This is a genomic window from Allobosea sp. TAF32 (assembly GCF_052113585.1).
GTDB lineage: Bacteria > Pseudomonadota > Alphaproteobacteria > Rhizobiales > Beijerinckiaceae > Allobosea.
Genome location: NZ_JBFRDM010000001.1, coordinates 221227 through 241485 on the forward strand (window position 1 = coordinate 221227; position 20259 = coordinate 241485).

The window sequence follows — 20259 nt, forward strand, 5'->3', positions numbered from 1 at the left end:
GCGATGAGCGGGACACAACGGCCCCTGCTCTACGGCGTCGGCCTCGGGCCCGGCGCCCCGGACCTGATGACGGTCAGGGCGCGCGAGATCATCCTTTCGGCCGATCGTCTCGTGCATTTCTGCAAGCGCGGCCGGCGCGGCAATGCCCGCAGCACGGCCGACGCCATCATCGCGCCCGATCCGGCCCGCGAGATCGAACTCGCCTTCCCCGTCACGACCGAGGCCAATGTCGGCGAGCCCGACTATGACGGGCCGATCGCGACATTCTACGAGGAGGCAGCGGAACGTCTGGCGGCGGAGATGCAGGCCGGGCGGTCGCTCGCCGTGCTCTGCGATGGCGACCCGTTCTTCTACGGCTCCTTCATGCATCTGTGGCGGCGGCTCTCCCAGCGCTTTCCGACCGAGGTGGTGCCCGGCGTCACCGGCATGACCGGCGCCTGGGGCGAAGCCGGGGCGCCGATCACCTGGGGCGACGACGTCATGACCGTGCTGCCGGGCACGCTGCCGGAGGCGGAGCTGGCGCGACGGCTGGCCGATACCGACGCCGCCGTCATCATGAAGCTCGGCCGCAATCTCCCGAAGGTGCGCCGTGCCTTGGCGGCCGCCGGGCTGGCGGGCCGAGCGATCTATGTCGAGCGGGCGACGATGGCGCGGCAAGTGGTGGCGCGCCTCGCCGACAAGGCCGATGACGAGGCGCCCTATTTCGCCATGGTGCTGGTGCCCGGCGAGGGACGGCGCCTGTGACGGGCTCGCTCACCATCGTCGGCCTGGGCCCGGGCACGCCGGAGTGGATCACGCCAGCGGCGCAGGCCTCTCTCGACTCCGCAACCGACATTGTCGGCTACGGCCCTTATGTCGACCGGGTGCCCGAGCGGGCCGGATTGACCAAGCACGCCTCGGACAACCGCGTCGAGGTCGAGCGCGCCTCGCACGCCCTGCGGCTGGCGGCGGAAGGCCGGACAGTCGCGGTGGTCTCGGGCGGGGATCCTGGCGTCTTCGCCATGGCGGCGGCGGTGTTCGAGGCGCTGGAAGCCGGCCCCGCGGCGTGGCTGGCCATTCCCATCGGGGTCGAACCCGGCATCACCGCGATGCTGGCGGCCGCCGCGAAGGCCGGCGCTCCTCTCGGCGGGGATTTCTGCGCGATCTCGCTCTCGGACAATCTCAAGCCCTGGGATGTGGTGACGGCGCGGCTCGACGCTGTGCTCGCCGCCGATCTGGTGATCTGCCTCTACAATCCGATCTCGAAGGCCCGGCCCTGGCAGCTCGGCAAGGCGCTGGAACTGGCGGCCAAGCAGCGCGAGGCCGGAACGCCGGTGCTCTTCGCCCGCGCCGTCGGGCGCCCTGACGAAAACCTGCGCGTGCTGACGCTGGCGGAGGCTGTTGCTGCCGCGAGCACGGCGGACATGGCGACGCTGGTGATGATCGGCGCGTCGAGCACGCGCCTGATCGCGCGCGAGGGCGCCGCGCCTTACGTCTACACGCCGCGCTCGGTCGCGAAGATGCCCTGCGCCACCAGCCAGGGCAGGACCTGATCGATATGATCGACGGTCTCGACATCGGGCTTGGGCGGGCGCTCCACCATCACCACCGGCAGGGAGAGCCGGCGCGCCGCCACGAGCTTGCCGACCGTCGCCGGCCCGCCCGAATTCTTGCTGACCAGGATCTCGACGCCCTCGCGGCGCATCAAATCTTCCTCGTCGTCGACGTCGAAGGGGCCGCGCTGCTGGATAACGTCGACATGCGGCACCGGCAGGCGATCGCCGATCGGCTCGATGGCGCGGACGAGATAGCGATGCTGGGGAGCGTCGGCGAAGGCCGGCAGTTCCAAGCGCCCCACGGTGAGGAAGACGCGCCGCGGCGCGTCGCCCAACGCCTGCGCGGCAGCCTCGATATCCTGCACGGATTTCCAGCGGTCGCCGGCGCGCGGCTTCCAGGACTCGCGGCGGATCGCCAGAAGCGGCACGCCTTCGGCCTTGCAGGCATGCTCGGCATGGAAGGGCATGATCGCGGCGAAGGGATGGGTCGCATCGACGACGGCGACGATGCCTTCCTCGACCAGATAGCGCCTCAAGCCCTCGACGCCGCCGAAGCCGCCAGTGCGGACCGGCAGATTGGTCGGGCGGGGATCGACGGTGTGCCCCGCCAGCGAGATAATGGCGCGAATATCGGGAGCCTGATCAGCCAAGTGCTGGTCAAGCGCAGCAGCTTCAGTCGTTCCGCCAAGGATGAGGACGGTCATGTCGACAGTTTTGCGTGAATCGGATGCTCTGTCGAGCGGCGAAGCGCCGGCGCCCTGGCTCTCGCTGATCGGCCTCGGCGAGGACGGTTCCGCAGGCCTCTGTCGTGAAGCGCTGGCAGCGTTGAACGAGGCCGAGATCGTCTTCGGCGGCGAGCGGCATATCGCGCTCGTCGGCTCCGTGCCGGGGGAGCTGCGCTCCTGGCCGCAACCCTTCCGCAACGCGCTGCCGCAGATCCTCAAGGAGCGCGGCCGCAAGGTCTGCGTGCTCGCGACCAGCGACCCGTTCCATTACGGCATCGGCAACAGCCTGAGCCGCGCGATCCCGGCCGAGGAGATGCGGATCATCCCGCAGCTCTCCTCTTTCTCGATGGCCTGCACGCGGATGCGCTGGCCGCAGGAGGAATGCGCGCTGGTGTCGCTGCACGGCCGCACGCTCTACCGCATCGTCCCGCACCTCCAGCCCGATGCGCGCATCCTTGCCCTCTCCTGGGACGAGAGCACACCGCGCGCCGTCGCCGAGCTGATGGTCGCACGCGGCCTCGGTGCGAGCCGTATCGTCGTGATGGAATCGCTCGGCGGGCCGCAAGAGCGCATCCGCGAGGCCCGCGCCGACGCCTTCGCCATCGATGATATCGTGCCGCTCAACCTGATCGCGGTCGAGGTTGCCGCGACCCACGACTCGCGCATCCTGCCGCTGACGCCCGGGCTCGACGAGGAATGGTTCGCCCATGACGGGCAAATCACCAAATCGGAGATCCGCGCCATCACGCTGTCGGCGCTGGCGCCGCGCGGCGGCGAGCTGCTCTGGGACGTCGGCGCGGGCTCCGGCTCGGTCGCCGTCGAATGGTGCCAGCGCCATGTCCGCAACCGGGCTGTCGCCTTCGAGGCTCGGGCCGACCGGGCCGAGCGGATCGCGCGCAACAAGCTCGAACTCGGCGGCCTCGACGTGACCGTCGTTGGTGCGGCGCCCGCCGGCTTCGTCGGGCGCGAGGCGCCGGATGCGGTCTTCATCGGCGGCGGGCTGACCGAGGAAGGCCTGTTCGTCGCGGCCTGGGCGGCGCTGAAGCCGGGCGGACGGCTCGTCGCCAATGTCGTCACCATCGAGGGCGAAGCGAAGCTCGCGGCGCTACACGCCGAACATGGTGGCTCGCTGCGCCGCATCTCGATCGATCGGCTCGCCCCCGTCGGCGGCAAGCATGGCTGGCGCCCGGCGATGCCGGTGACGCAATGGCGGGTCGAGAAGCCTTGAGCGCCGGCCGCCTGGTCGCCGGCATCGGCATCCGGCCCGGCACGGAAGCAGTCGACATCCTGGCCTGTCTGGACGAAGCGCTGGCGATTGCCGGCCTCAGCGGCACTGCGACGCCGCGCTTCGCCACGCTCGCGAGCCGTGTCGGGGAAGCCGGCATGATTGCCGCGGCGGCAGACCGCGCGGCCGAGCTCGTCGCCATACCCGACGAGGCGCTGAAGGGCTTCGAGGCCGCCTGCGCGACGCGTTCGACCCGCATCGCTTCCCTCTACGGCGTCGGCTCGGTGGCGGAGGCTGCGGCGCTGGCTGGAGCTGGCCCAGGCGGCCAGCTGGTGCAGCCGCGCATCGCGACGGGCCGCGTCACCTGCGCGCTGGCCAGGACGGTATCGTGATGCACCCGAACCTCCCCGTCATTCCGGGGCATGCCGCAGGCATGAGCCCGGAACCCATGAACTCGACATTGCCGCGTTTGCCGCACCGATCGCTGCCCGCGCCTCTTTGGTTCCGTGACGTGCTCATGGGTTCCGGGCTCGCAGCTTCGCTGCGTCCCGGAATGACGGCGGCGCAGAACCGCAAGGCATCGCCCTTATGACCGTCCATTTCATCGGTGCCGGCCCCGGCGCGCCCGATCTCATCACGCTGCGCGGGCGCGACCTCATCGCCGCCTGCCCGGTCTGCCTCTATGCGGGATCGCTGATCCCGACGGCTATGCTCGACTGGTGCCCGCCGGGCGCCCGCATCGTCGACACCGCCCCGCTCGATCTCGACGCGATCATCGCGGAGATGGAAGCCGCCCATCTCGCCGAACAGGACGTGGCGCGGCTGCATTCCGGCGATCTCTCGATCTGGAGCGCCTGTGGCGAGCAGATGCGCCGGCTCGACCGATCAGGCATTCCCTACACGGTGACGCCGGGCGTGCCGGCCTTCGCCGCCGCCGCCGCCGCGCTGAAGCGCGAGCTCACCCTGCCGGGCGTGGCGCAATCGCTGGTGCTGACGCGCACGTCCGGCCGCGCCTCGGCTATGCCGCCGAAGGAAAAGCTCGCGACCTTCGCCGCCTCCGGCGCGACCCTCGCCATCCATCTTTCGATCCACGTCATCGAGCAGGTCGTGGCGGAGTTGACCCCGTTCTATGGTGCCGACTGCCCCGTCGCGGTGGTGTTCCGCGCGACATGGCCGGACGAGACCGTGCTGCAAGGGGCGCTCGCCGACATCGCTGTCAAGGTCCGCGCCAGCGAACTCGAACGCTCCGCGCTGATCCTGGTGGGGCCGGCGCTCGCAGCCGATGATTTCGGCGAAAGCGCGCTCTATTCGATCGACTACGACCGCCGCTTCCGGCCGCGGGGCGGGCTGTGAGCGCGCGCGGCCTGCTCATCGCCGCGCCGCGCTCCGGCTCCGGCAAGACCACGATCACGCTCGGGCTGCAGCGTGCGCTGGCACGCCGCGGTCTGACCGTGCGCGGACTGAAATGCGGGCCCGATTACATCGACCCCGCCTTCCACGCCGCCGCGACCGGGGCGCCAAGCGCCAATCTCGACAGCTACGCGATGTCGGACCGCCTGCTCGGGCGGATCGCGGCCGAGGCGGCGCGCGCTACCGACATGGTCATCGCCGAAGGTTCCATGGGGCTGTTCGACGCCGTGCCGGGTCCTGAGGGCCATACAGGCGCCAGCGCGGACATCGCGGCACGGACCGGCTGGCCGGTCGTGCTCGTCATCGACGTCTCCGGGCAGGCGCAGTCGGCGGCGGCGGTCGCGCTCGGCTGCAAAGCCTACGATCCGCGCATCCGCATTGCCGGCGTCATCCTCAACAAAGTCGCGAGCGCCCGCCATGAGCGGCTGGTGCGGCAGGGCATGGAGCGCATTGGCCTCTCCGTGCTCGGCGCGCTGCCACGCGAGGCGAGCCTGATCCTGCCCGAGCGCCATCTCGGTCTGGTGCAGGCCGGCGAGACCGCCGACCTGCATGCCCGGCTCGACGCGCTGGCCGACGCCGTCGCGGCTGCTGTCGATCTCGATGCAATCGCAGCGGCAGCCGGCGACACCGTTCCCATGGCCGCAGCCGATGGCGATACCCCGCCGCTGCCCGCACCGGGACGGCGGATCGCAATCGCCCGCGACGCCGCGTTCTCGTTCGTCTATCCGCATGTCGAGGCCGGATGGCGTGCGGTGGGCGCCGAACTCGTGCCCTTCTCGCCGCTCGCGGACGAGGCCCCGCCGGAGGATTGCGACGCCTGCTGGCTGCCGGGGGGCTATCCCGAGCTCCATGCCGGCACGATAGCGGCAGCAAGCGGTTTCCTCGGCGGCCTGCGCAGCTTCGCCGAGACCCGGCCCGTGCATGGCGAGTGCGGAGGCTACATGGTTCTCGGGCGCAGCTTGATCGATACCGACGGCGTCGCTCATGCCATGGCCGGGCTGCTCTCGGTCGAGACCTCCTTCGCCAAGCGCAAGATGAATCTGGGCTATCGCCGCGCCATCCTGGAAGCGGACGGACCGCTCGGGCCGGCGGGTTCCGCGCTGACCGGGCACGAGTTCCACTATGCCAGCATCGCCGCTCAGGGAGAGGATCCGCCATTCGCTGTGGTGACGGACCCGCATGGCTCGGCTCCTGCCCCGGCCGGAAGCCGGCGCAGGCTGGTGACAGGTTCGTTCTTCCATGCCATCGCGGCGGCGGAAGCAAGATGAGCCGGGCTCCGGCCTTCGACGAGACCTTCGCCGGGCAATTCGAGGAATTGCTGCGCTGGCGGCGCGATGTCCGACGGTTCCGGCGCGATCCGGTCCCCGCCGATCTCATCGAACGTCTCATCGCCCAGACGCAGCTCTCGCCCTCCGTCGGGCATTCGCAACCCTGGCGCTGGCTCGCCGTCGAGGAGCCGGCTCAGCGCGAAGCTGCACAGGCCAGCTTCAGCCGCTGCAATGTCGAGGCTCTGGCGTCCTATGAGGGCGAGCGCGCCGCGCTCTATGCGCGCCTCAAGCTCGAAGGTCTGCGCGAGGCTCCGGTGCAACTCGCCGTGTTCTGCGACCATGGCACCGAGCGCGGCCATGGCCTCGGCCGTCGGACCATGCCGGAGATGCTCGACTACTCGGTCGTCGCGGCCATCACGCAGTTCTGGCTGGCAGCCCGCATTCACGGTCTCGGCGTCGGCTGGGTCTCGATCCTCGAGCCCGCCGAGATCACCGCAGCTCTCGACGCACCGCCCGACTGGAAGCTGATCGCCTATCTCTGCGTGGGCTGGCCCGAACAGGATTGCGACGTGCCGGATCTGGTCAGAGCCGGCTGGGAACAGGGCTGAGGGCTCAGGCACTTCCCCATCAGACGCCGCCCTGCCGCAGCCGCACGACGAGGCCGCGCAAGGCCATGGCCACCATGCTGCAACAGAAAGAAAAAGCCGGCCCGAGGGGCCGGCCTTCCGGATGATATAAGCGGGAGACGGCGCCTCAGCGGCGGAATCCGCCACCGATCACCCCGCCCAGAGCGCCGCCGACGATGCCGCCGAAGATCGCGGCACCCGTGCTGTCCCCGGTATCACTCTCACGCGTCCGGACGCGGCCCTGATAGCCGGTGCTGGTTGTGCCGCGCGGCTGCGTACCCGAGCTGGCGGTGCCACGCTCGCGAGCGAGATCGCGCCGGTACATTTCCTCGCCCTCATCGGCGACCTTGCGTGTGCTGCGGCTGCCTTGCGGTGTATCCGCGACAGCCTTCCGCGTCTTCTTTTCGGCGGCCGCCTTCTGCTCCTCGGCCAGGAGCTGTTGGTAGGCAAGCTCGCTCTGGGCGCGCAACGCCGTCGCCTGCATGGCCGTCAGGAAGCCGGTTTCCGGGATGCTGCGCGACTTCTGCCATTCCTGAATCGCCTTGCGCTGGCTCGGCCCGAAGGTTGCGGCGGCCTTGCCGGGCTGGAAGCCGGCGACGCGCAGACGGGCTTGCAATTCGCGGCGATCCTTCGCCTCGAGCTTCATCGCCGTCTCGGTCTGCACAGTGCCGACCTCCTTCTTGAGCGCCTCGTCAGTGACGCCGGGAGGCGCCTCCGTGGCGCTCGCAGCGGGCTTCGCCGCTTCGAGGCTGGCGAGGCGATTGCGCGCGAAGGTGGCAAACTGACCGGACGGGAAGGCATCGAGATAGGCGCGGTAATCGGCCGCGGAATTACCGCGCTCGGCGACTTCCCAGGTCTTCACGTCGAGCTGGGCGCGATCGAGGGAGGGCGCAGCCGGCATGGCCGGAACCGGCACGGCCGCATCGATGGTCTTGGTCGCGGCAGCCGAAGCATCGACCGAGGCGAGCTTCAGCGTCGGGTTCAGCCTGAATTCGCCGATGATCGAGGAATTCGTCCAGGGCTTCTGCTTCTTGCCCGTCGTTTCCCATACATCGGCGCGGACGCGGTCCATCACCGTGGTGATGGAAACCTCGGGCGTCTCGATGTGCTTGAGCAGCGCGGAGGTGAAGGGGCTGTTGCCATCACGCTCACCATCGAGCGCAGTCGCACGCGGATCGGTGGCGAAGGCGATCAGGATGCCCGAGGCCGACTGGGTCTCGATCGCGGTCAAGCCGCGGGAGACGGAGCGGGACTTTGCGGCGAGCTGGGTCGCGAAGGGGTTGTCGCGGCAGGCGTCGAGAATGACGATATTGACGCGCTCGTCGCGCTGCATCTGGCGCAGGACCAGCTGGACGTTGACCGCCCTGAAGTCGAGATCCGCCTCCGAACGCAGCGAAGCGTCGACCGGGATGAGATAGTTCTCGTCGCCGATGGCGATGCCGTGGCCGGCATAGTAGACGAGGCCAGCCTTGGCGCCGTCGAGCTTCTGCGCGAACTCGCGCACCATGCCCGTCATCTCCTCCATCTTGAGATCGTAGCCTTCGACAACCTCGAAGCCGAGGCGCTTCAGCGCCGCCGAGACGCCCTTGGCGTCCCGCATCGGATTGGCGAGAGGCGGCACCGCCGTATAGGCGCTGTTGCCGATCACCAATGCGACCCGCCGCTCCGGCGCGGCCGCAAGGCCAGGGGAAGCCAAGGCAATGGCCCAGAGCACCAGCGCAAAGGTCGAAGCCAAGCGGGCTTGGAACACCGAAACCAGAGACGCGAAGTTCACGACAACCTCCCCCCAATTCAGCGGCACATACCCTCTGGCCGCGAAGCTCCCGACAAGGGCCACACGATTGGTCGACTGACAACGAAAACGAAGGCCAATGGGCATTTTTACCGCAACATTTCCCAACGGTAAACCAGAATACCCCTTGGTCGCGCCTCCCCTGCCGCAGGTTCAAACGGATTTTCCGGAGCATTGTCCGGAGCTGGCAACATCGCGCGACGCGGCCGAGCGCGACATCCTCCATTTGCAGGAGATCGGCGGAATAAGACCAAGGGATGAGATGTCCCTTCCGCGCGCCGCTTCCGGCCCCGGGATCGTTGACTTATGTTCGCGGCGCGGTGCAGCATGCCATGCAAGGGGAACCGCACAAGCAAGAATGATTAAGCTGATGAGGGCTGGCAACCGGCATGCCTGAGGACAATATTCTTTCGACGTCAGGTCTAACCAAAGAATTTGCCGGCTTTACAGCTGTGAACGGCGTGGACCTCAATGTCCGGCGGGGCTCGATTCACGCTTTGATCGGCCCCAACGGAGCCGGCAAGACGACCTGCTTCAACCTGCTGACCAAGTTCCTCCCTCCGACGCGCGGCACGATCATGTATAACGGCCGCGACATCACGCGCGAGAAGCCAGCGGAGATCGCACGGCTCGGGCTGGTGCGGTCGTTCCAGATCTCGGCCGTGTTCCCGCAGCTCTCGGTGCTGACAAATGTCCGCATCGCCCTGCAGCGCAAGCGCGGCGATTCCTTCGATTTCTGGCGTTCGGAGCGCACGCTGAGGAGCCTGGACGATGAGGCGAGGAGCCTCGTCGACGCGGTCGGTCTCACGCCCTTCCTCTCCCTGACGGCGGGCGAGCTCTCCTACGGCCGCAAGCGCGCACTCGAGATCGCGACGACGCTGGCGCTCGATCCGGAGATGCTGCTGCTCGACGAGCCCATGGCCGGCATGGGCCGCGAGGATGTCGAGCGCATCGAGGCCCTGATTCGCAAGGTCTCGAAGAACCGCACCATCCTGATGGTCGAGCACAACCTCTCGGTTGTCGCCTCGCTGTCGGACCGCATCACCGTGCTGGCGCGTGGGCAGGTGCTGGCCGAGGGCGACTACGCCACCGTCTCGAAGGACCCCCGCGTGGTCGAGGCCTATATCGGCTCGGGAGGCGGACATGGCCACCACTGAAGCCGCGAAGGCCCCTGCGACGGCGGCCGGCAACGCTCCGCTGCTGAAGGTGCGCGGGCTCGAGGCCTGGTACGGGGAATCGCATGTACTGCACGGCATCGATCTCGACGTCGCGCCCGGCGAGGTCGTGACTCTGCTGGGCAGGAACGGCGCCGGCAAGACCACGACGCTGAAGTCGATCATGGGCGTGATCGGCAAGCGCAGGGGCTCGGTCGTGCTGGAGGGCAAGGAGACGATCGGCCTGCCCTCGCGCGCCATCGCCCGGCTCGGCATCGGCTTCGTGCCCGAGGAGCGCGGCATCTACGCCTCGCTCTCGGTCGAGGAGAACCTGATGCTGCCGCCGCAGGTCAGGCCGGGAGGGCTTTCCCTCGACGCCATCTTCACGCTCTTTCCCAACATCAAGGAGCGGCTGAAGAGCCAGGGCACGAAGCTCTCCGGCGGCGAGCAGCAGATGCTGGCGATCGGCCGCATCCTGCGGACCGGCGCGCATCTGCTCCTCCTCGACGAACCCACCGAGGGCCTCGCGCCGGTGATCATCGAGCAGATCGGCCGCACCATCGCAAAACTGAAGCAGGAAGGCTTCACCATCATCCTGGTGGAACAGAACTTCCGCTTCGCCCAGACCGTGGCGGACCGACACTATGTCGTCGAGCAGGGCAAGGTTATCGACATGATCCCGAACGCCGAGCTCGACGCCAATATCGAGAAGCTGCACCGCTATCTCGGAGTTTGACGGGCTTCGCCCGGATGCCGGCATCGCGCGGCCAAGAACACGGCGAAATGCCGACAACCACACCAGGGAGAACGACGATGAAACTGAAGACGATTCTTGCAACGACCGCGCTCGCCGCCCTGATGGCCAGCCCGGCACTGGCCCAGCAGATTTCGGTCAAAGCCGGCGTGCTGAACGACCGCTCGGGCCTCTATGCCGACCTCTCGGGCGAAGGCTCGGTCATCGCCGCGCGCATGGCGGTCGAGGACTTCAAGGCCGCCGATAAGGGCATCAAGGTCGAGATCGTCTCGGCCGACCACCAGAACAAGCCGGACGTCGGCTCGACCATCGCCCGGCAATGGTATGATCAGGACGGCGTCGACCTGATCCTCGACGTGCCGACCTCCTCGGTTGCGCTGGCGGTCAGCCAGATCACCAAGGAGAAAAACAAGATCCACATCAACTCGGGCGCCGGCTCGTCGGACCTGACCGGCAAGGCCTGCAGCCCCAACACCGTCCACTGGACCTACGACACCTACGCGTTGGCGCAGGGCACCGGCGGCGCCATGGTGAAGGCCGGCGGCGACACCTGGTTCTTCCTGACCGCGGACTACGCCTTCGGCCATGCGCTGGAGCGCGACGCCACGGCCGTGATCACCAAGGCCGGCGGCAAGGTCGTGGGTTCGGTGAAGACGCCGTTCCCGGGCACCGACTTCTCGTCCTTCCTGCTCCAGGCGCAGGCCTCCAAGGCCAAGGTCATCGGGCTGGCGAACGCGGGCGGCGACACGATCAACTCGGTCAAGCAGGCGAGTGAGTTCGGCATCACCCAGGGCGGCCAGAAGCTCGCCGGCCTGCTCACCTTCATCAGCGACGTCAACGCGCTCGGCCTGCAGGCGGCGCAAGGCCTGGTCCTGACGGAAGCCTTCTACTGGGATCACGACGATCAGACCCGCGCCTGGTCGGAGCGCTTCGCCAAGCTCAACGGTGGCAAGAAGCCGACCATGGTCCATGCGGGCGTCTATTCCGGCATGCTGCACTACCTCAAGGCGGTCGAGGCCACGAAGAGCAAGGACAGCGCCACGGTCATGGCCAAGATGAAGGAAATGCCGACGGACGACCCGCTCTTCGGCAAGGGCACCATCCGCATCAACGGCCGCAAGGTGCACGACATGTATCTCTACGAGGTCAAGAAGCCCTCCGAGTCGAAGGGCCCGTGGGACTACTATAAGCAGATCGCCGTGCTGCCGGGCGAGCAGGCCTTCCAGCCGCTTTCCGAGAGCGAGTGCCCGCTCGTCAAGAAGTGAGCCACTGAAGCCCGGCTCGGCCGGGCTTCGAACCCTCCGACGTCATTCCGGGCCTGCGCTTCGCTGCGCCCGGAATGACGGACGAGGTTCCATGAAGACATCCAGATGATCTGAGCCCCGCATGTTCGAACTTCTTGGAGTCCCGCCCCAGGCGCTGTTCGGCCAGGTTCTTCTCGGCCTGATCAACGGCTCGTTCTACGCGATCCTCAGCCTCGGGCTGGCGGTGATCTTCGGGCTCCTGAACATCATCAACTTCACCCATGGCGCCCAGTACATGATGGGCGCCTTCGTCGCCTGGATGTGCCTGAACTATCTCGGCATCAACTACTGGGCAGCGCTGCTGCTGGCGCCGATCATCGTCGGTGCGACCGGTATCGCGATCGAGCGGCTGCTGCTCAAGCGCATCGCCCATCTCGACCATCTCTACGGGCTGCTGCTGACCTTCGGGCTGGCGTTGATCATCCAGGGCGTGTTCCGCAACTATTACGGCTCCTCAGGCCTGCCCTATGCCATTCCGCCGCAGCTCGCCGGCGGCCAGAATCTCGGCTTCATGTTCCTGCCGAACTATCGCGGCTGGGTGATCGTCGCATCTCTCGTCGTCTGCCTCGGCACATGGTTCCTGATCGAGAAGACCAAACTCGGCGCCTACTTGCGCGCCGCAACCGAGAACCCGACCCTGACCCAGGCGTTCGGCATCAATGTGCCGCTCCTGGTGACCCTGACCTATGGCTTCGGCGTTGCGCTCGCGGCCTTCGCCGGCGTGCTTGCAGCGCCGATCTATTCGGTCAATCCCAACATGGGCGGAGACCTGATCATCGTCGTCTTCGCTGTCGTCGTCATCGGCGGCATGGGCTCGATCATGGGTGCCATCGTCACCGGCTTCTCGCTTGGGGTGATCGAGGGCCTGACCAAGGTGTTCTACCCGGAAGCGGCCGCGACCGTGATCTTCATCATCATGGTGCTGGTGCTGCTGGTGAAGCCCGCCGGCCTGTTCGGCCGTCAGGCCTGACGCGAGCGAGGGACAATCTCATGACCGACCTTGCCTCGAGCGACACCCCGGCTGCCGCCGTCGTCACCGAGACCGACGACAGCACGGCGCGCCTGCACCGCAACCTGTTCATCGCCATCGCCGCGGTGCTCGTGGTCGCGCCCTTCGTCGCCTATCCCGTCTTCGTGATGAAGGTTTTGTGCTTCGCGCTGTTCGCACTCGCCTTCAACCTTCTCCTTGGGTATGGCGGGCTCCTTTCCTTCGGCCATGCCGCCTATTTCGGCATGGCGAGCTATGTCAGCGCCTACACCGCCAAGAACTGGGGCCTGACGCCGGAGCTCGCGATCCTGCTCGGCACGGCAATCGCCGCCGTGCTTGGCACCGTCTTCGGCGCGCTCGCCATCCGCCGCCAGGGCATCTATTTCGCCATGATCACGCTGGCGCTCGCCCAGATGGTGTTCTTCTTCTCGCTGCAGGCGCCACGCTTCACCGGCGGCGAGGACGGCATCCAGGCGGTGCCGCGCGGTAAGTTCCTCGGCCTGATCAGCCTCGCCGACGACCGCGTGCTCTATTGGCTGGTGGCGGCGATCTTCATGATCGGCCTCTTGCTGATCTACCGCATCATCCACTCGCCCTTTGGCCAGGTCTGCAAGGCGATCCGCGACAACGAGCCCCGCGCCATCTCGCTCGGCTATCGCGCCAACCAATACAAGCTGGCGGTCTTCGTGCTCTCGGCGACGCTCGCGGGACTCGCGGGCGCAACCAAGGCGATCGTATTCCAGCTGGCGTCGCTGACCGACGTCTACTGGTCGATGTCGGGCGAGGTCGTGCTGATGACGCTGGTCGGGGGCTTGGGCACCGTGTTCGGCCCGATCGTCGGCGCGCTCGTCATCGTCGCCATGCAGAACTACCTCGCCACGCTCGGCGCCTGGGTCACCGTCGTCCAAGGTGTGGTCTTCGTGGTCTGCGTGCTGCTTTTCCGCGAGGGCATCGTCGGCGTCATCGCCAAGGCGATCAAGAAGCCGCTCTGAGCCGAGACGGGGCCGTCACCGGATCAGCTTCAAGACCGGCCGGAACTGCGGATGGTCCGCCGTCCGCAGCCATTCGAACAGCACCATCTCGGTGGTGACGATCTCGGCGCCATGGCTCGCCATGCGGTTCAGCGCAATCGCGCGCGACTCCGGGACGCGCGAGCCGATCGCGTCCGCGGCGACGACCACCCGCCGGCGGCGATCGAGCAGGCTGAGCACGGTCTGGCCGACGCAGACATGCGCCTCGCAGCCGCAGATAACCCGCTCATGATCTCCTGCGACGGCATCGAGGAAGGCGGGTTCCGCGCAAGCGTCGAAACTCATCTTGGTGACGACCGGACCAGCCCCGGCCAGTTCCGGCACCGTCGTGCCCAGGCCGCGCGGATTCTGCTCCGTCAGAACCGCGGGGATATCGAGCAGGCGCGCCGCCTCGGCGAGACGGCCTGCATTGAGCAGCACCTTATCGCCGTCATGGATCGCCGGCATCAACCGCGTCTGGAAATCGATGACGACCAGCATCACATTCTCGGCGGCCAGCAGCGGCATCGCGAACCTCCTTTCGCCGTTTCCGGTTTACCCACCATAGCGCGCCTCGGCACCCTCAGCGTCAACCCGGCCGGTCACCCGCCGCGGGTGCCGCTTGACTCGCTCCGGCGCGCCCCACATGCCATCGACATGAACGAGGATGCGAGCGTTCCCTTCGCGACCACGCTGCTGGTGCTCGCCGCCGCTCTCCCGATCTGGCAGAGCAGCCACGCCGCCGTCGAGGCGGCATTGCCTGGGGACTGACCGAGGCGCTGCGCGCTGCATTGCGCCAGCTAGCCTAAAGAAGATCGCAGCCGCTCCGCCCCCATCGCAGAGCGGCCCCGACAACACGCGGCTGGCGCATGGCTCACGCCAGCACTAATTTCCGTCATTCTCAAAATGCAGATTGAAACACGGTTTCCATGGACAAGCGGCTCGACGCACCGGCCCAGGCCGCATCGCTGACACCTGCCGATATCCGCTCGATCCTGATCGGCGTCATGCTGGCGCTGTTCCTGGCCGCGCTCGACCAGACGATCGTCGCCACCGCGCTGCCGACGATCGGCCGCGAACTCAACGACGTCACGCATCTGTCCTGGGTCGTCACCGTCTACCTGCTGTCCTCGACCGCCGTGACACCGCTCTATGGCAAGCTCGCCGATATCCATGGGCGGCGGGTGGTCCTGCTCTCCGGCATCGTCGTTTTCGTGATCGGGTCGATCGCCTGCGCGCTCGCACCGTCGCTCTGGCTGCTGGTGCTGGCGCGCTTCATCCAGGGGCTCGGCGGCGGCGGTTTGATCGCGCTTGCCCAGACCATCGTCGGCGACATGGTGCCGCCCAAGGAGCGCGGACGCTATCAGGTCTATTTCGCCAGCGTCTTCATGTCGTCCTCCCTCCTCGGCCCGGTCCTCGGCGGCGTGCTCGCGGAGCAGTTGAACTGGTCGGTGATCTTCTGGATCAACGTCCCGCTCGGCTTCGTGGCCTATTGGATGACGAGCTCGGCGCTGAAGCGCCTCCCGCGCCATGAGCGCCCCCACAAGCTCGACGTGCTCGGCGCCTTGCTGATGACGCTGGGAACCGTATCGCTGCTGCTCGCCCTGTCCTGGGGCGGCACCGCCTATCCCTGGCGCTCCCTGCCGATCGCCGGGCTGGTCGGCATATCCCTGGTGCTTTGGGCGCTCTTCGCCTGGCGCCTGCGGACGGCCGCCGAGCCGCTGATTCCGCTCGACCTGCTCGGCAACCGCGTCGTGCGGCGCGGCACCGTCGCAGCCGGTTTCGGCATGGGCACCTTCATCGGCCTGACGATCTATCTGCCGCTCTATTTCGAGACGGTGATGGGGATGAGCGCCACGCATTCCGGCCTCGGCCTCCTGCCGCTCACCTGCGGGACGGTGGTCGGCGCGTTGAGCTCCGGCCGCGCGATGTCGCATCTGACGAATTACAAGCGCGTGCCGCTGGCCGGGCTCTTCGTCGCGCTTGTCGGCACGGCCGGGCTGTCCGCCTTCTCGGGGCAGCTTCCGCTGTCGGCTTTCTCCGTGATCCTCGCCGTCGTCAGCATCGGCTTCGGCACCCTGCTGCCGGTCGCGACCGTCTCGATCCAGAATGCCGTGAACTCGCATCAGCTCGGCACGGCAACCGCAGTGGCCAACTTCTTCCGCCAGATCGGCGGCGCGCTCATCGTCGCGATCTTCGGCGCGATCGTGCTCGGCGGCGTCGGTGGCCCCTCCGCGCAGCTCTCGCCCGAGGCGCTGAAGCTCGGCACGGTCGATCGCGAGACGATGGTGACGCTGTTCCGCTATGTCTTCGGCGCAGCGAGCCTCGGCTTCGGCTGCGCCCTGATCTCGCTCGCACGCATGAAACAACTCCCCCTGCGCGGCCGGGCGATCGAAGCGGCCGAGGTGGTCGGCGGCGAGTAGGGCCAGTATCGGATCAGGTTGAAACAACCTGAGCTGAAAACGATCCCTGGCGGAACCGACAGCGATGCTGCGCGTTGCCTTGTGCTTGTCACCTGCACGGGCCAGCATGCCACCATTCGCAGCAAGAGGTTCACGCCATGTCCGATCTCGTCGTCATCGTGTATCCGACCGAGGCCCGCGCCGAAGAGATGCGCCAGAAGCTCATCGGCCTGCAGAAGGAATATCTGATCGAGATCGGGGATGCCGCCATCGCGGTGATGCATGAAGACGGCAAGGTGAAGCTGAACCAGTTGCTCAACACCACGGCGATGGGCGCGCTCTCGGGCTCGTTCTGGGGGCTCCTGATCGGCGCGATCTTCCTGATGCCGATCTTCGGCGCGGCGCTCGGCGCGGCTTCCGGCGCGCTCGGCGGCGCCCTGACCGATTACGGCGTCGACGACAAGTTCATGAAGGATCTGTCGAGCAGCCTGCGGCCCGGCAATGCCGCGCTCTTCGTGCTGGTCAAGAAGGTGACAGGCGACAAGGTGCTGGAGGCGATCCGCGGCACGGGCGGCACCGTGCTCAAGACCTCGCTCGACCGCACGCAGGAGCAGAAGCTGCGCGACGCACTGGCCGACGCCCATACGGCGACCCCGCCGGCCGCGGACTCGCCGCCCGAACCCTATCCGCAGGGAACCGGCGCGCCCTCGCCGGTGGGGTGAGGTATCCCGGCTTTCCGTCATTCTCGGGCGAAGCGGAGCTGAGGCCCGAGAATCGCGTTGAGGAGATGCTCGGGTCAGGTCCGAGCATGACGCGTCGCGACCGACGCCTCAGTCCCTGAGCAACTCGTTGATGCCGGTCTTGGAACGGGTCTGGGCATCGACCGTCTTGACGATGACGGCGCAGGAGAGCGCCGGACCCGGCGTGCCGTCCGGGAAGGGCCTGCCCGGCAGCGAACCCGGCACCACCACCGAATAGGGGGGCACCTTGCCGATATGGACCTGGCCGGTGGCGCGGTCGACGATCTTGGTCGAGGCCGAGATGAAGACGCCCATCGAGAGCACGGAGCCCTCGCCGACGATCACGCCCTCGACGACCTCGGAGCGGGCGCCGATGAAGCAGTTGTCCTCGATGATGGTTGGGTTGGCCTGCAGCGGCTCGAGCACGCCGCCGATGCCGACGCCGCCCGAAAGATGCACGTTCTTGCCGATCTGGGCGCAGGAGCCGACCGTCGCCCAGGTATCGACCATGGTGCCGCTATCGACATAGGCGCCGATGTTGACGAAGGACGGCATCAGCACGACGCCCGACGCGATGAAGGAGCCCTTGCGCGCGGCGGCCGGCGGCACGACGCGGAAGCCGGCGGCGCGGAAGCGGTTCTCGCCCCAGCCCTCGAACTTCGACGGCACCTTGTCCCAGAACACGCCCTCACCCGGGCCGTTGGCCATGATCACGTTGTCGGTGAGGCGGAAGGAGAGCAGCACCGCCTTCTTCAGCCATTGATGCACGACCCAGTCGGCACCCTGCTTCTCGGCGACACGAGCCTGGCCGGCATCGAGCATCTCGATCGCCTGCTCGACAGCGTCACGCACGGCGCCCTTGGTCGAAACGCCGATCTCGGCCCGGTTCTCCCAGGCGGCGTCGATGGTGGCGGCGAGATCGGCGAGGGACATCGGGCAGCTCCGGCGCTTGGAAGGTCGCGGGAGCGATGGCGGATGAGGGGCGCTGCGTCAAGCCGCAGAGCGCCGGCGCAGCAGATAGGTATCCATGATCCAGCCGTGGCGGGCACGGGCCGCAGCCCTGACGCTGGTGATCTCGGCCGAGAGCTCGGCGAGCGGCCCGGCACGCAGGATCTCGTCGGGCGTGCCGAGATAAGCGCCCCAGTAGATATCGAGTTCAGACGGATCGATCTTCGTGAAGGTCTGCTCACCGTCGAGCATGACGACGACGCTGTCCTGGTCGGCCGGGAAGCCTGCCGCCAGCCGGCGCCCGGTGGTGATCAGGATCGGCGCGCCGATCGTGTTGAGGGGAATGCGGTGGCGCGCAGCCAGCACCTGGACGCTGCTGATGCCGGGATAGACCTGCCAGTCAATGGCGAGGCCGGAGGCGGCGACGCGGTCCATGATGCGCAATGTACTGTCGTAGAGCGCGGGGTCGCCCCAGACCAGCAGCGCGCCGGTCTGCCCCTCGGCCAACTCGGCCTCGAACAACGCGCGGTAGCGCGTAGCGATGCGCTCATGCCAATCGTCGACTACGCCATGATAGTCGCTGCCGGCCTCGACCCGGCGCGGGATGTCCACGGGAACCGTGCGGTAGCCCGGCTTGCGGATGAAGCGCGTGCAGATGCCTTCGCGCAGGGCCCGCAGCGCCGCCTTCTCCTCACCCTTGTCGGGGATGAACAGGACATCGGCGCGGTTCAGCGCCTCGATCGCCTCGACCGTCATATGGTCGGGATTGCCGGCCCCGATGCCGATGATGAGGATGTTGCGCATGCCGCTCCGAGGGTTCGCAGCGGCTTAGCATGGCCTGCGCGCGAAATGCGAGATCAGGCCCGGCCGAGCACGGCCATGCCGGCGAGGCTCGGCTGGGGAGCTGGCGCTGCGCTTAACGCCAGCGCCGCCTGACGCGCCTCCAGATCCGCCTGGAGGCGCGGCCGCCAGCCGCAAGGGCATGGCTGATCGCCGCGATGAGCATCCGCCACCTCTCTGTCGACAGAACCGACCGCCTGCGCCGCCAGCTCGATCAGGGTGAGAGGCGGCAGCCGAGTATCGCGGAGCGCCACACAAAAAGCCGTCAGCACCGCCTGCCGGATCCTGCCCGGGCGGTTTCCAACGATTCTGCGCTCCCCTGATCAAGCCGCACAATCGAGGCCCTTCATGGCGGCATGGAGGCGGCTCGGTGGCCCCTGTTCGGGCAATGTGACGCCAAGCAGATCGACGAGGCGCTGCATGCGCGGCGGGAGTGCCGCATCGGCGGCGAGATCGCCCGGCCCCTTGGCGAGAGCGAGCGCGCGGCGCAACTCCGGCCGGCTCGCGCCGGTGCGGACGATTTCTTGAATGATGATCTTGTCGATGCGGCCGATTGCGGCCGCGACATCGACCTCGGTGACTCCACCCATTCCGGTCCTCCGTCGGTTGATTCACTGATCGCGGCAGAGAGATAGGCAGTCAGGCGATTCGAGGCAACCCTTTGTTATTAATACGTAAATAGAACTATTCGAAGGTAACGGGCCACTCTCGCCCGCAAGCGTGACCGGAAAATGACGCCGCCGGCTCAGGGCTCGCGGACGATCTCCAGCCGGGCGCCATGGGCCGGATCGACGTCGAGCACCGCGTCGTCCGGACCATAGAAGGAAATCGCATAGGCGCCCTGGCCACGGGCGATGAGATGCGCCGCCGGGGCGGCTGCGGCCGCCGCACGCGGCTCCACCAGCGAGAGGGTCTGTCGCTCGATGCGGAACTGGGCGAGGCCAAAGCCGAGTCCGGGAACGCTGCCGGTTGCGACCGGCTCGCGGCCGAGCAGAGCACGATAGCGCGCCGTCGAACCCGCGAGGTCCTGAACGGCAACCGTGACGCCGGCGACCCCGGTGACGCCGTTCGGGTGACGACGTGCCGCACCGGTCGGGACGCGCAGATCGCGCGGGGTGACGTCGGTGACGAGGAAGGGAATGTCCGGCTCGGGCGGGCGTGCCGAGCGCCAGGCGAGGCGCGTGCCGTCCGGCTGGAGCCGGCCGCCCTCGATCGGGCCGTCCATGACGATGCCGGTGGCGCGGGCGCGGGCGAGATCAGCCTCGAAATCATCCGGCAGAACGGCATAGTCGACGAGGCCGGGCCCGGCGCTATCGAGCACCTGCCACCAGCGGAAACCCGGCACCGGCCGCGGAAAGGCGATGATCTCGAGATAGGCGCCGTCCTCGAACACGACGAGCGCATTGCGCGAGCCCCGCGGATGCTCGCCGCCCGGCAGCACGGTGAAGCCGAGGGCGGCGTAGTCCCGCATGGCCGCATCGAGATCGGCGACGGCGATGACGATATGGTCGATCGAAAGCGGCATGGCTGTCGTCCTG

General features: G+C 67.8%; 21 protein-coding genes. 14 read left to right on the plus strand and 7 right to left on the minus strand.

The genetic code is table 11. The annotated features are described in order from the left end of the window. Positions 1–3: 3 nt before the first annotated feature. Positions 4–744: a precorrin-2 C(20)-methyltransferase gene (locus AB4Z16_RS00925; RefSeq protein WP_441509442.1), complete on the plus strand. Its 741-nt coding sequence runs from the start codon at positions 4–6 to the stop codon at positions 742–744. After that, positions 741–1532, plus strand: coding sequence for a precorrin-3B C(17)-methyltransferase (gene cobJ, locus AB4Z16_RS00930; protein WP_441509443.1), 792 nt, complete (start codon positions 741–743; stop codon positions 1530–1532). Before AB4Z16_RS00925 ends, cobJ begins: the two co-directional genes overlap by 4 nt. Here the strand turns inward: cobJ and AB4Z16_RS00935 are convergent. Next, positions 1475–2239, minus strand: coding sequence for a cobalt-precorrin-6A reductase (locus AB4Z16_RS00935; RefSeq protein WP_441509444.1), 765 nt, complete (start codon positions 2237–2239; stop codon positions 1475–1477). The two genes, cobJ and AB4Z16_RS00935, sit on opposite strands and share 58 nt — an antisense overlap. Between AB4Z16_RS00935 and cbiE the strand changes: the two genes are divergently transcribed. The 5 genes from cbiE to bluB all read left to right on the plus strand — a co-directional run bounded on the left by cbiE (position 2238) and on the right by bluB (position 6771). Beyond that, positions 2238–3488 (plus strand): precorrin-6y C5,15-methyltransferase (decarboxylating) subunit CbiE, encoded by a 1251-nt coding sequence (cbiE, locus tag AB4Z16_RS00940; protein WP_441509445.1) that lies wholly within the window; start codon positions 2238–2240, stop codon positions 3486–3488. The two genes, AB4Z16_RS00935 and cbiE, sit on opposite strands and share 2 nt — an antisense overlap. Then, positions 3485–3877 (plus strand): cobalamin biosynthesis protein, encoded by a 393-nt coding sequence (locus AB4Z16_RS00945; protein WP_441509446.1) that lies wholly within the window; start codon positions 3485–3487, stop codon positions 3875–3877. Before cbiE ends, AB4Z16_RS00945 begins: the two co-directional genes overlap by 4 nt. Positions 3878–4073: 196 nt before the next feature. After that, positions 4074–4838: a precorrin-4 C(11)-methyltransferase gene (gene cobM / locus AB4Z16_RS00950; RefSeq protein WP_441509447.1), complete on the plus strand. Its 765-nt coding sequence runs from the start codon at positions 4074–4076 to the stop codon at positions 4836–4838. Next, complete coding sequence (locus AB4Z16_RS00955) at positions 4835–6163, plus strand: cobyrinate a,c-diamide synthase (protein ID WP_441509448.1); 1329 nt, start codon at positions 4835–4837, stop codon at positions 6161–6163. Before cobM ends, AB4Z16_RS00955 begins: the two co-directional genes overlap by 4 nt. Then, positions 6160–6771, plus strand: a complete 612-nt coding sequence (gene bluB / locus AB4Z16_RS00960) for a 5,6-dimethylbenzimidazole synthase (RefSeq protein ID WP_441509449.1) — start codon at positions 6160–6162, stop codon at positions 6769–6771. The genes AB4Z16_RS00955 and bluB overlap by 4 nt, the downstream gene beginning before the upstream one ends. A gap of 145 nt (positions 6772–6916) precedes the next feature. Here bluB and AB4Z16_RS00965 read toward each other — a convergent pair whose 3' ends face one another. After that, positions 6917–8563 carry a caspase family protein gene (locus tag AB4Z16_RS00965; RefSeq protein WP_441509450.1) on the minus strand — a complete coding sequence of 549 codons (1647 nt, stop codon included), beginning with the start codon at positions 8561–8563 and terminating at the stop codon, positions 6917–6919. A gap of 407 nt (positions 8564–8970) precedes the next feature. Here AB4Z16_RS00965 and AB4Z16_RS00970 point away from each other — a divergent pair, with 407 nt between their 5' ends. The 5 genes from AB4Z16_RS00970 to AB4Z16_RS00990 all read left to right on the plus strand — a co-directional run bounded on the left by AB4Z16_RS00970 (position 8971) and on the right by AB4Z16_RS00990 (position 13773). Continuing rightward, a complete protein-coding gene (locus tag AB4Z16_RS00970; RefSeq protein WP_441509451.1) occupies positions 8971–9738 on the plus strand; it encodes an ABC transporter ATP-binding protein in 768 nt (255 codons plus the stop codon). Beyond that, positions 9725–10471, plus strand: coding sequence for an ABC transporter ATP-binding protein (locus AB4Z16_RS00975; RefSeq protein ID WP_441509452.1), 747 nt, complete (start codon positions 9725–9727; stop codon positions 10469–10471). The genes AB4Z16_RS00970 and AB4Z16_RS00975 overlap by 14 nt, the downstream gene beginning before the upstream one ends. A gap of 77 nt (positions 10472–10548) precedes the next feature. Further along, a complete protein-coding gene (locus tag AB4Z16_RS00980) occupies positions 10549–11754 on the plus strand; it encodes an ABC transporter substrate-binding protein (RefSeq protein WP_441509453.1) in 1206 nt (401 codons plus the stop codon). 121 nt (positions 11755–11875) lie between these two features. Further along, entirely contained in the window at positions 11876–12763 is an 888-nt protein-coding gene (locus AB4Z16_RS00985; RefSeq protein WP_441509454.1) for a branched-chain amino acid ABC transporter permease, read from the plus strand. A 20-nt stretch (positions 12764–12783) separates the two neighbouring features. Beyond that, positions 12784–13773: a branched-chain amino acid ABC transporter permease gene (locus AB4Z16_RS00990; RefSeq protein ID WP_441509455.1), complete on the plus strand. Its 990-nt coding sequence runs from the start codon at positions 12784–12786 to the stop codon at positions 13771–13773. Between the two features lie 15 nt (positions 13774–13788). Here AB4Z16_RS00990 and AB4Z16_RS00995 read toward each other — a convergent pair whose 3' ends face one another. Continuing rightward, a complete protein-coding gene (locus AB4Z16_RS00995) occupies positions 13789–14319 on the minus strand; it encodes a hydrolase (protein ID WP_441509456.1) in 531 nt (176 codons plus the stop codon). A gap of 401 nt (positions 14320–14720) precedes the next feature. On the opposite strand from AB4Z16_RS00995, the gene AB4Z16_RS01000 reads away from it, so the two are divergent. Both AB4Z16_RS01000 and AB4Z16_RS01005 read left to right on the plus strand, forming a co-directional pair. After that, complete coding sequence (locus tag AB4Z16_RS01000) at positions 14721–16214, plus strand: MDR family MFS transporter (protein WP_441509457.1); 1494 nt, start codon at positions 14721–14723, stop codon at positions 16212–16214. 137 nt (positions 16215–16351) lie between these two features. After that, the gene (locus tag AB4Z16_RS01005) at positions 16352–16915 is read left to right on the plus strand and encodes a DUF1269 domain-containing protein (RefSeq protein ID WP_441509458.1); all 564 of its coding nucleotides are present in this window, start codon (positions 16352–16354) and stop codon (positions 16913–16915) included. A 108-nt stretch (positions 16916–17023) separates the two neighbouring features. Here AB4Z16_RS01005 and dapD read toward each other — a convergent pair whose 3' ends face one another. From dapD to AB4Z16_RS01025, 4 genes are all read right to left on the minus strand, one after another. Continuing rightward, entirely contained in the window at positions 17024–17866 is an 843-nt protein-coding gene (dapD, locus tag AB4Z16_RS01010; RefSeq protein ID WP_441509459.1) for a 2,3,4,5-tetrahydropyridine-2,6-dicarboxylate N-succinyltransferase, read from the minus strand. A gap of 57 nt (positions 17867–17923) precedes the next feature. Further along, positions 17924–18685 (minus strand): precorrin-6A synthase (deacetylating), encoded by a 762-nt coding sequence (gene cobF, locus AB4Z16_RS01015; protein ID WP_441509460.1) that lies wholly within the window; start codon positions 18683–18685, stop codon positions 17924–17926. 359 nt (positions 18686–19044) lie between these two features. Continuing rightward, complete coding sequence (locus AB4Z16_RS01020; RefSeq protein ID WP_441509461.1) at positions 19045–19311, minus strand: hypothetical protein; 267 nt, start codon at positions 19309–19311, stop codon at positions 19045–19047. Positions 19312–19466: 155 nt separating this feature from the next. Continuing rightward, entirely contained in the window at positions 19467–20246 is a 780-nt protein-coding gene (locus AB4Z16_RS01025; RefSeq protein WP_441509462.1) for a VOC family protein, read from the minus strand. Positions 20247–20259 lie beyond the last annotated feature (13 nt).

Coding starts and splice junctions, on each gene's coding strand:
- AB4Z16_RS01020 (WP_441509461.1), bottom strand. CDS start 19,311: ATGGGTGGAGTCACCGAGGTCGATGTCGCGGCCGCAATCGGCCGCATC.
- AB4Z16_RS01025 (WP_441509462.1), bottom strand. CDS start 20,246: ATGCCGCTTTCGATCGACCATATCGTCATCGCCGTCGCCGATCTCGAT.
- AB4Z16_RS00925 (WP_441509442.1), top strand. CDS start 4: ATGAGCGGGACACAACGGCCCCTGCTCTACGGCGTCGGCCTCGGGCCC.
- dapD (WP_441509459.1), bottom strand. CDS start 17,866: ATGTCCCTCGCCGATCTCGCCGCCACCATCGACGCCGCCTGGGAGAAC.
- AB4Z16_RS00985 (WP_441509454.1), top strand. CDS start 11,876: ATGTTCGAACTTCTTGGAGTCCCGCCCCAGGCGCTGTTCGGCCAGGTT.
- AB4Z16_RS00970 (WP_441509451.1), top strand. CDS start 8,971: ATGCCTGAGGACAATATTCTTTCGACGTCAGGTCTAACCAAAGAATTT.
- cobF (WP_441509460.1), bottom strand. CDS start 18,685: ATGCGCAACATCCTCATCATCGGCATCGGGGCCGGCAATCCCGACCAT.
- AB4Z16_RS00995 (WP_441509456.1), bottom strand. CDS start 14,319: ATGCCGCTGCTGGCCGCCGAGAATGTGATGCTGGTCGTCATCGATTTC.
- AB4Z16_RS00975 (WP_441509452.1), top strand. CDS start 9,725: ATGGCCACCACTGAAGCCGCGAAGGCCCCTGCGACGGCGGCCGGCAAC.
- cobM (WP_441509447.1), top strand. CDS start 4,074: ATGACCGTCCATTTCATCGGTGCCGGCCCCGGCGCGCCCGATCTCATC.
- AB4Z16_RS00980 (WP_441509453.1), top strand. CDS start 10,549: ATGAAACTGAAGACGATTCTTGCAACGACCGCGCTCGCCGCCCTGATG.
- AB4Z16_RS00990 (WP_441509455.1), top strand. CDS start 12,784: ATGACCGACCTTGCCTCGAGCGACACCCCGGCTGCCGCCGTCGTCACC.
- AB4Z16_RS00935 (WP_441509444.1), bottom strand. CDS start 2,239: ATGACCGTCCTCATCCTTGGCGGAACGACTGAAGCTGCTGCGCTTGAC.
- AB4Z16_RS01005 (WP_441509458.1), top strand. CDS start 16,352: ATGTCCGATCTCGTCGTCATCGTGTATCCGACCGAGGCCCGCGCCGAA.
- bluB (WP_441509449.1), top strand. CDS start 6,160: ATGAGCCGGGCTCCGGCCTTCGACGAGACCTTCGCCGGGCAATTCGAG.
- AB4Z16_RS01000 (WP_441509457.1), top strand. CDS start 14,721: ATGGACAAGCGGCTCGACGCACCGGCCCAGGCCGCATCGCTGACACCT.
- cbiE (WP_441509445.1), top strand. CDS start 2,238: ATGTCGACAGTTTTGCGTGAATCGGATGCTCTGTCGAGCGGCGAAGCG.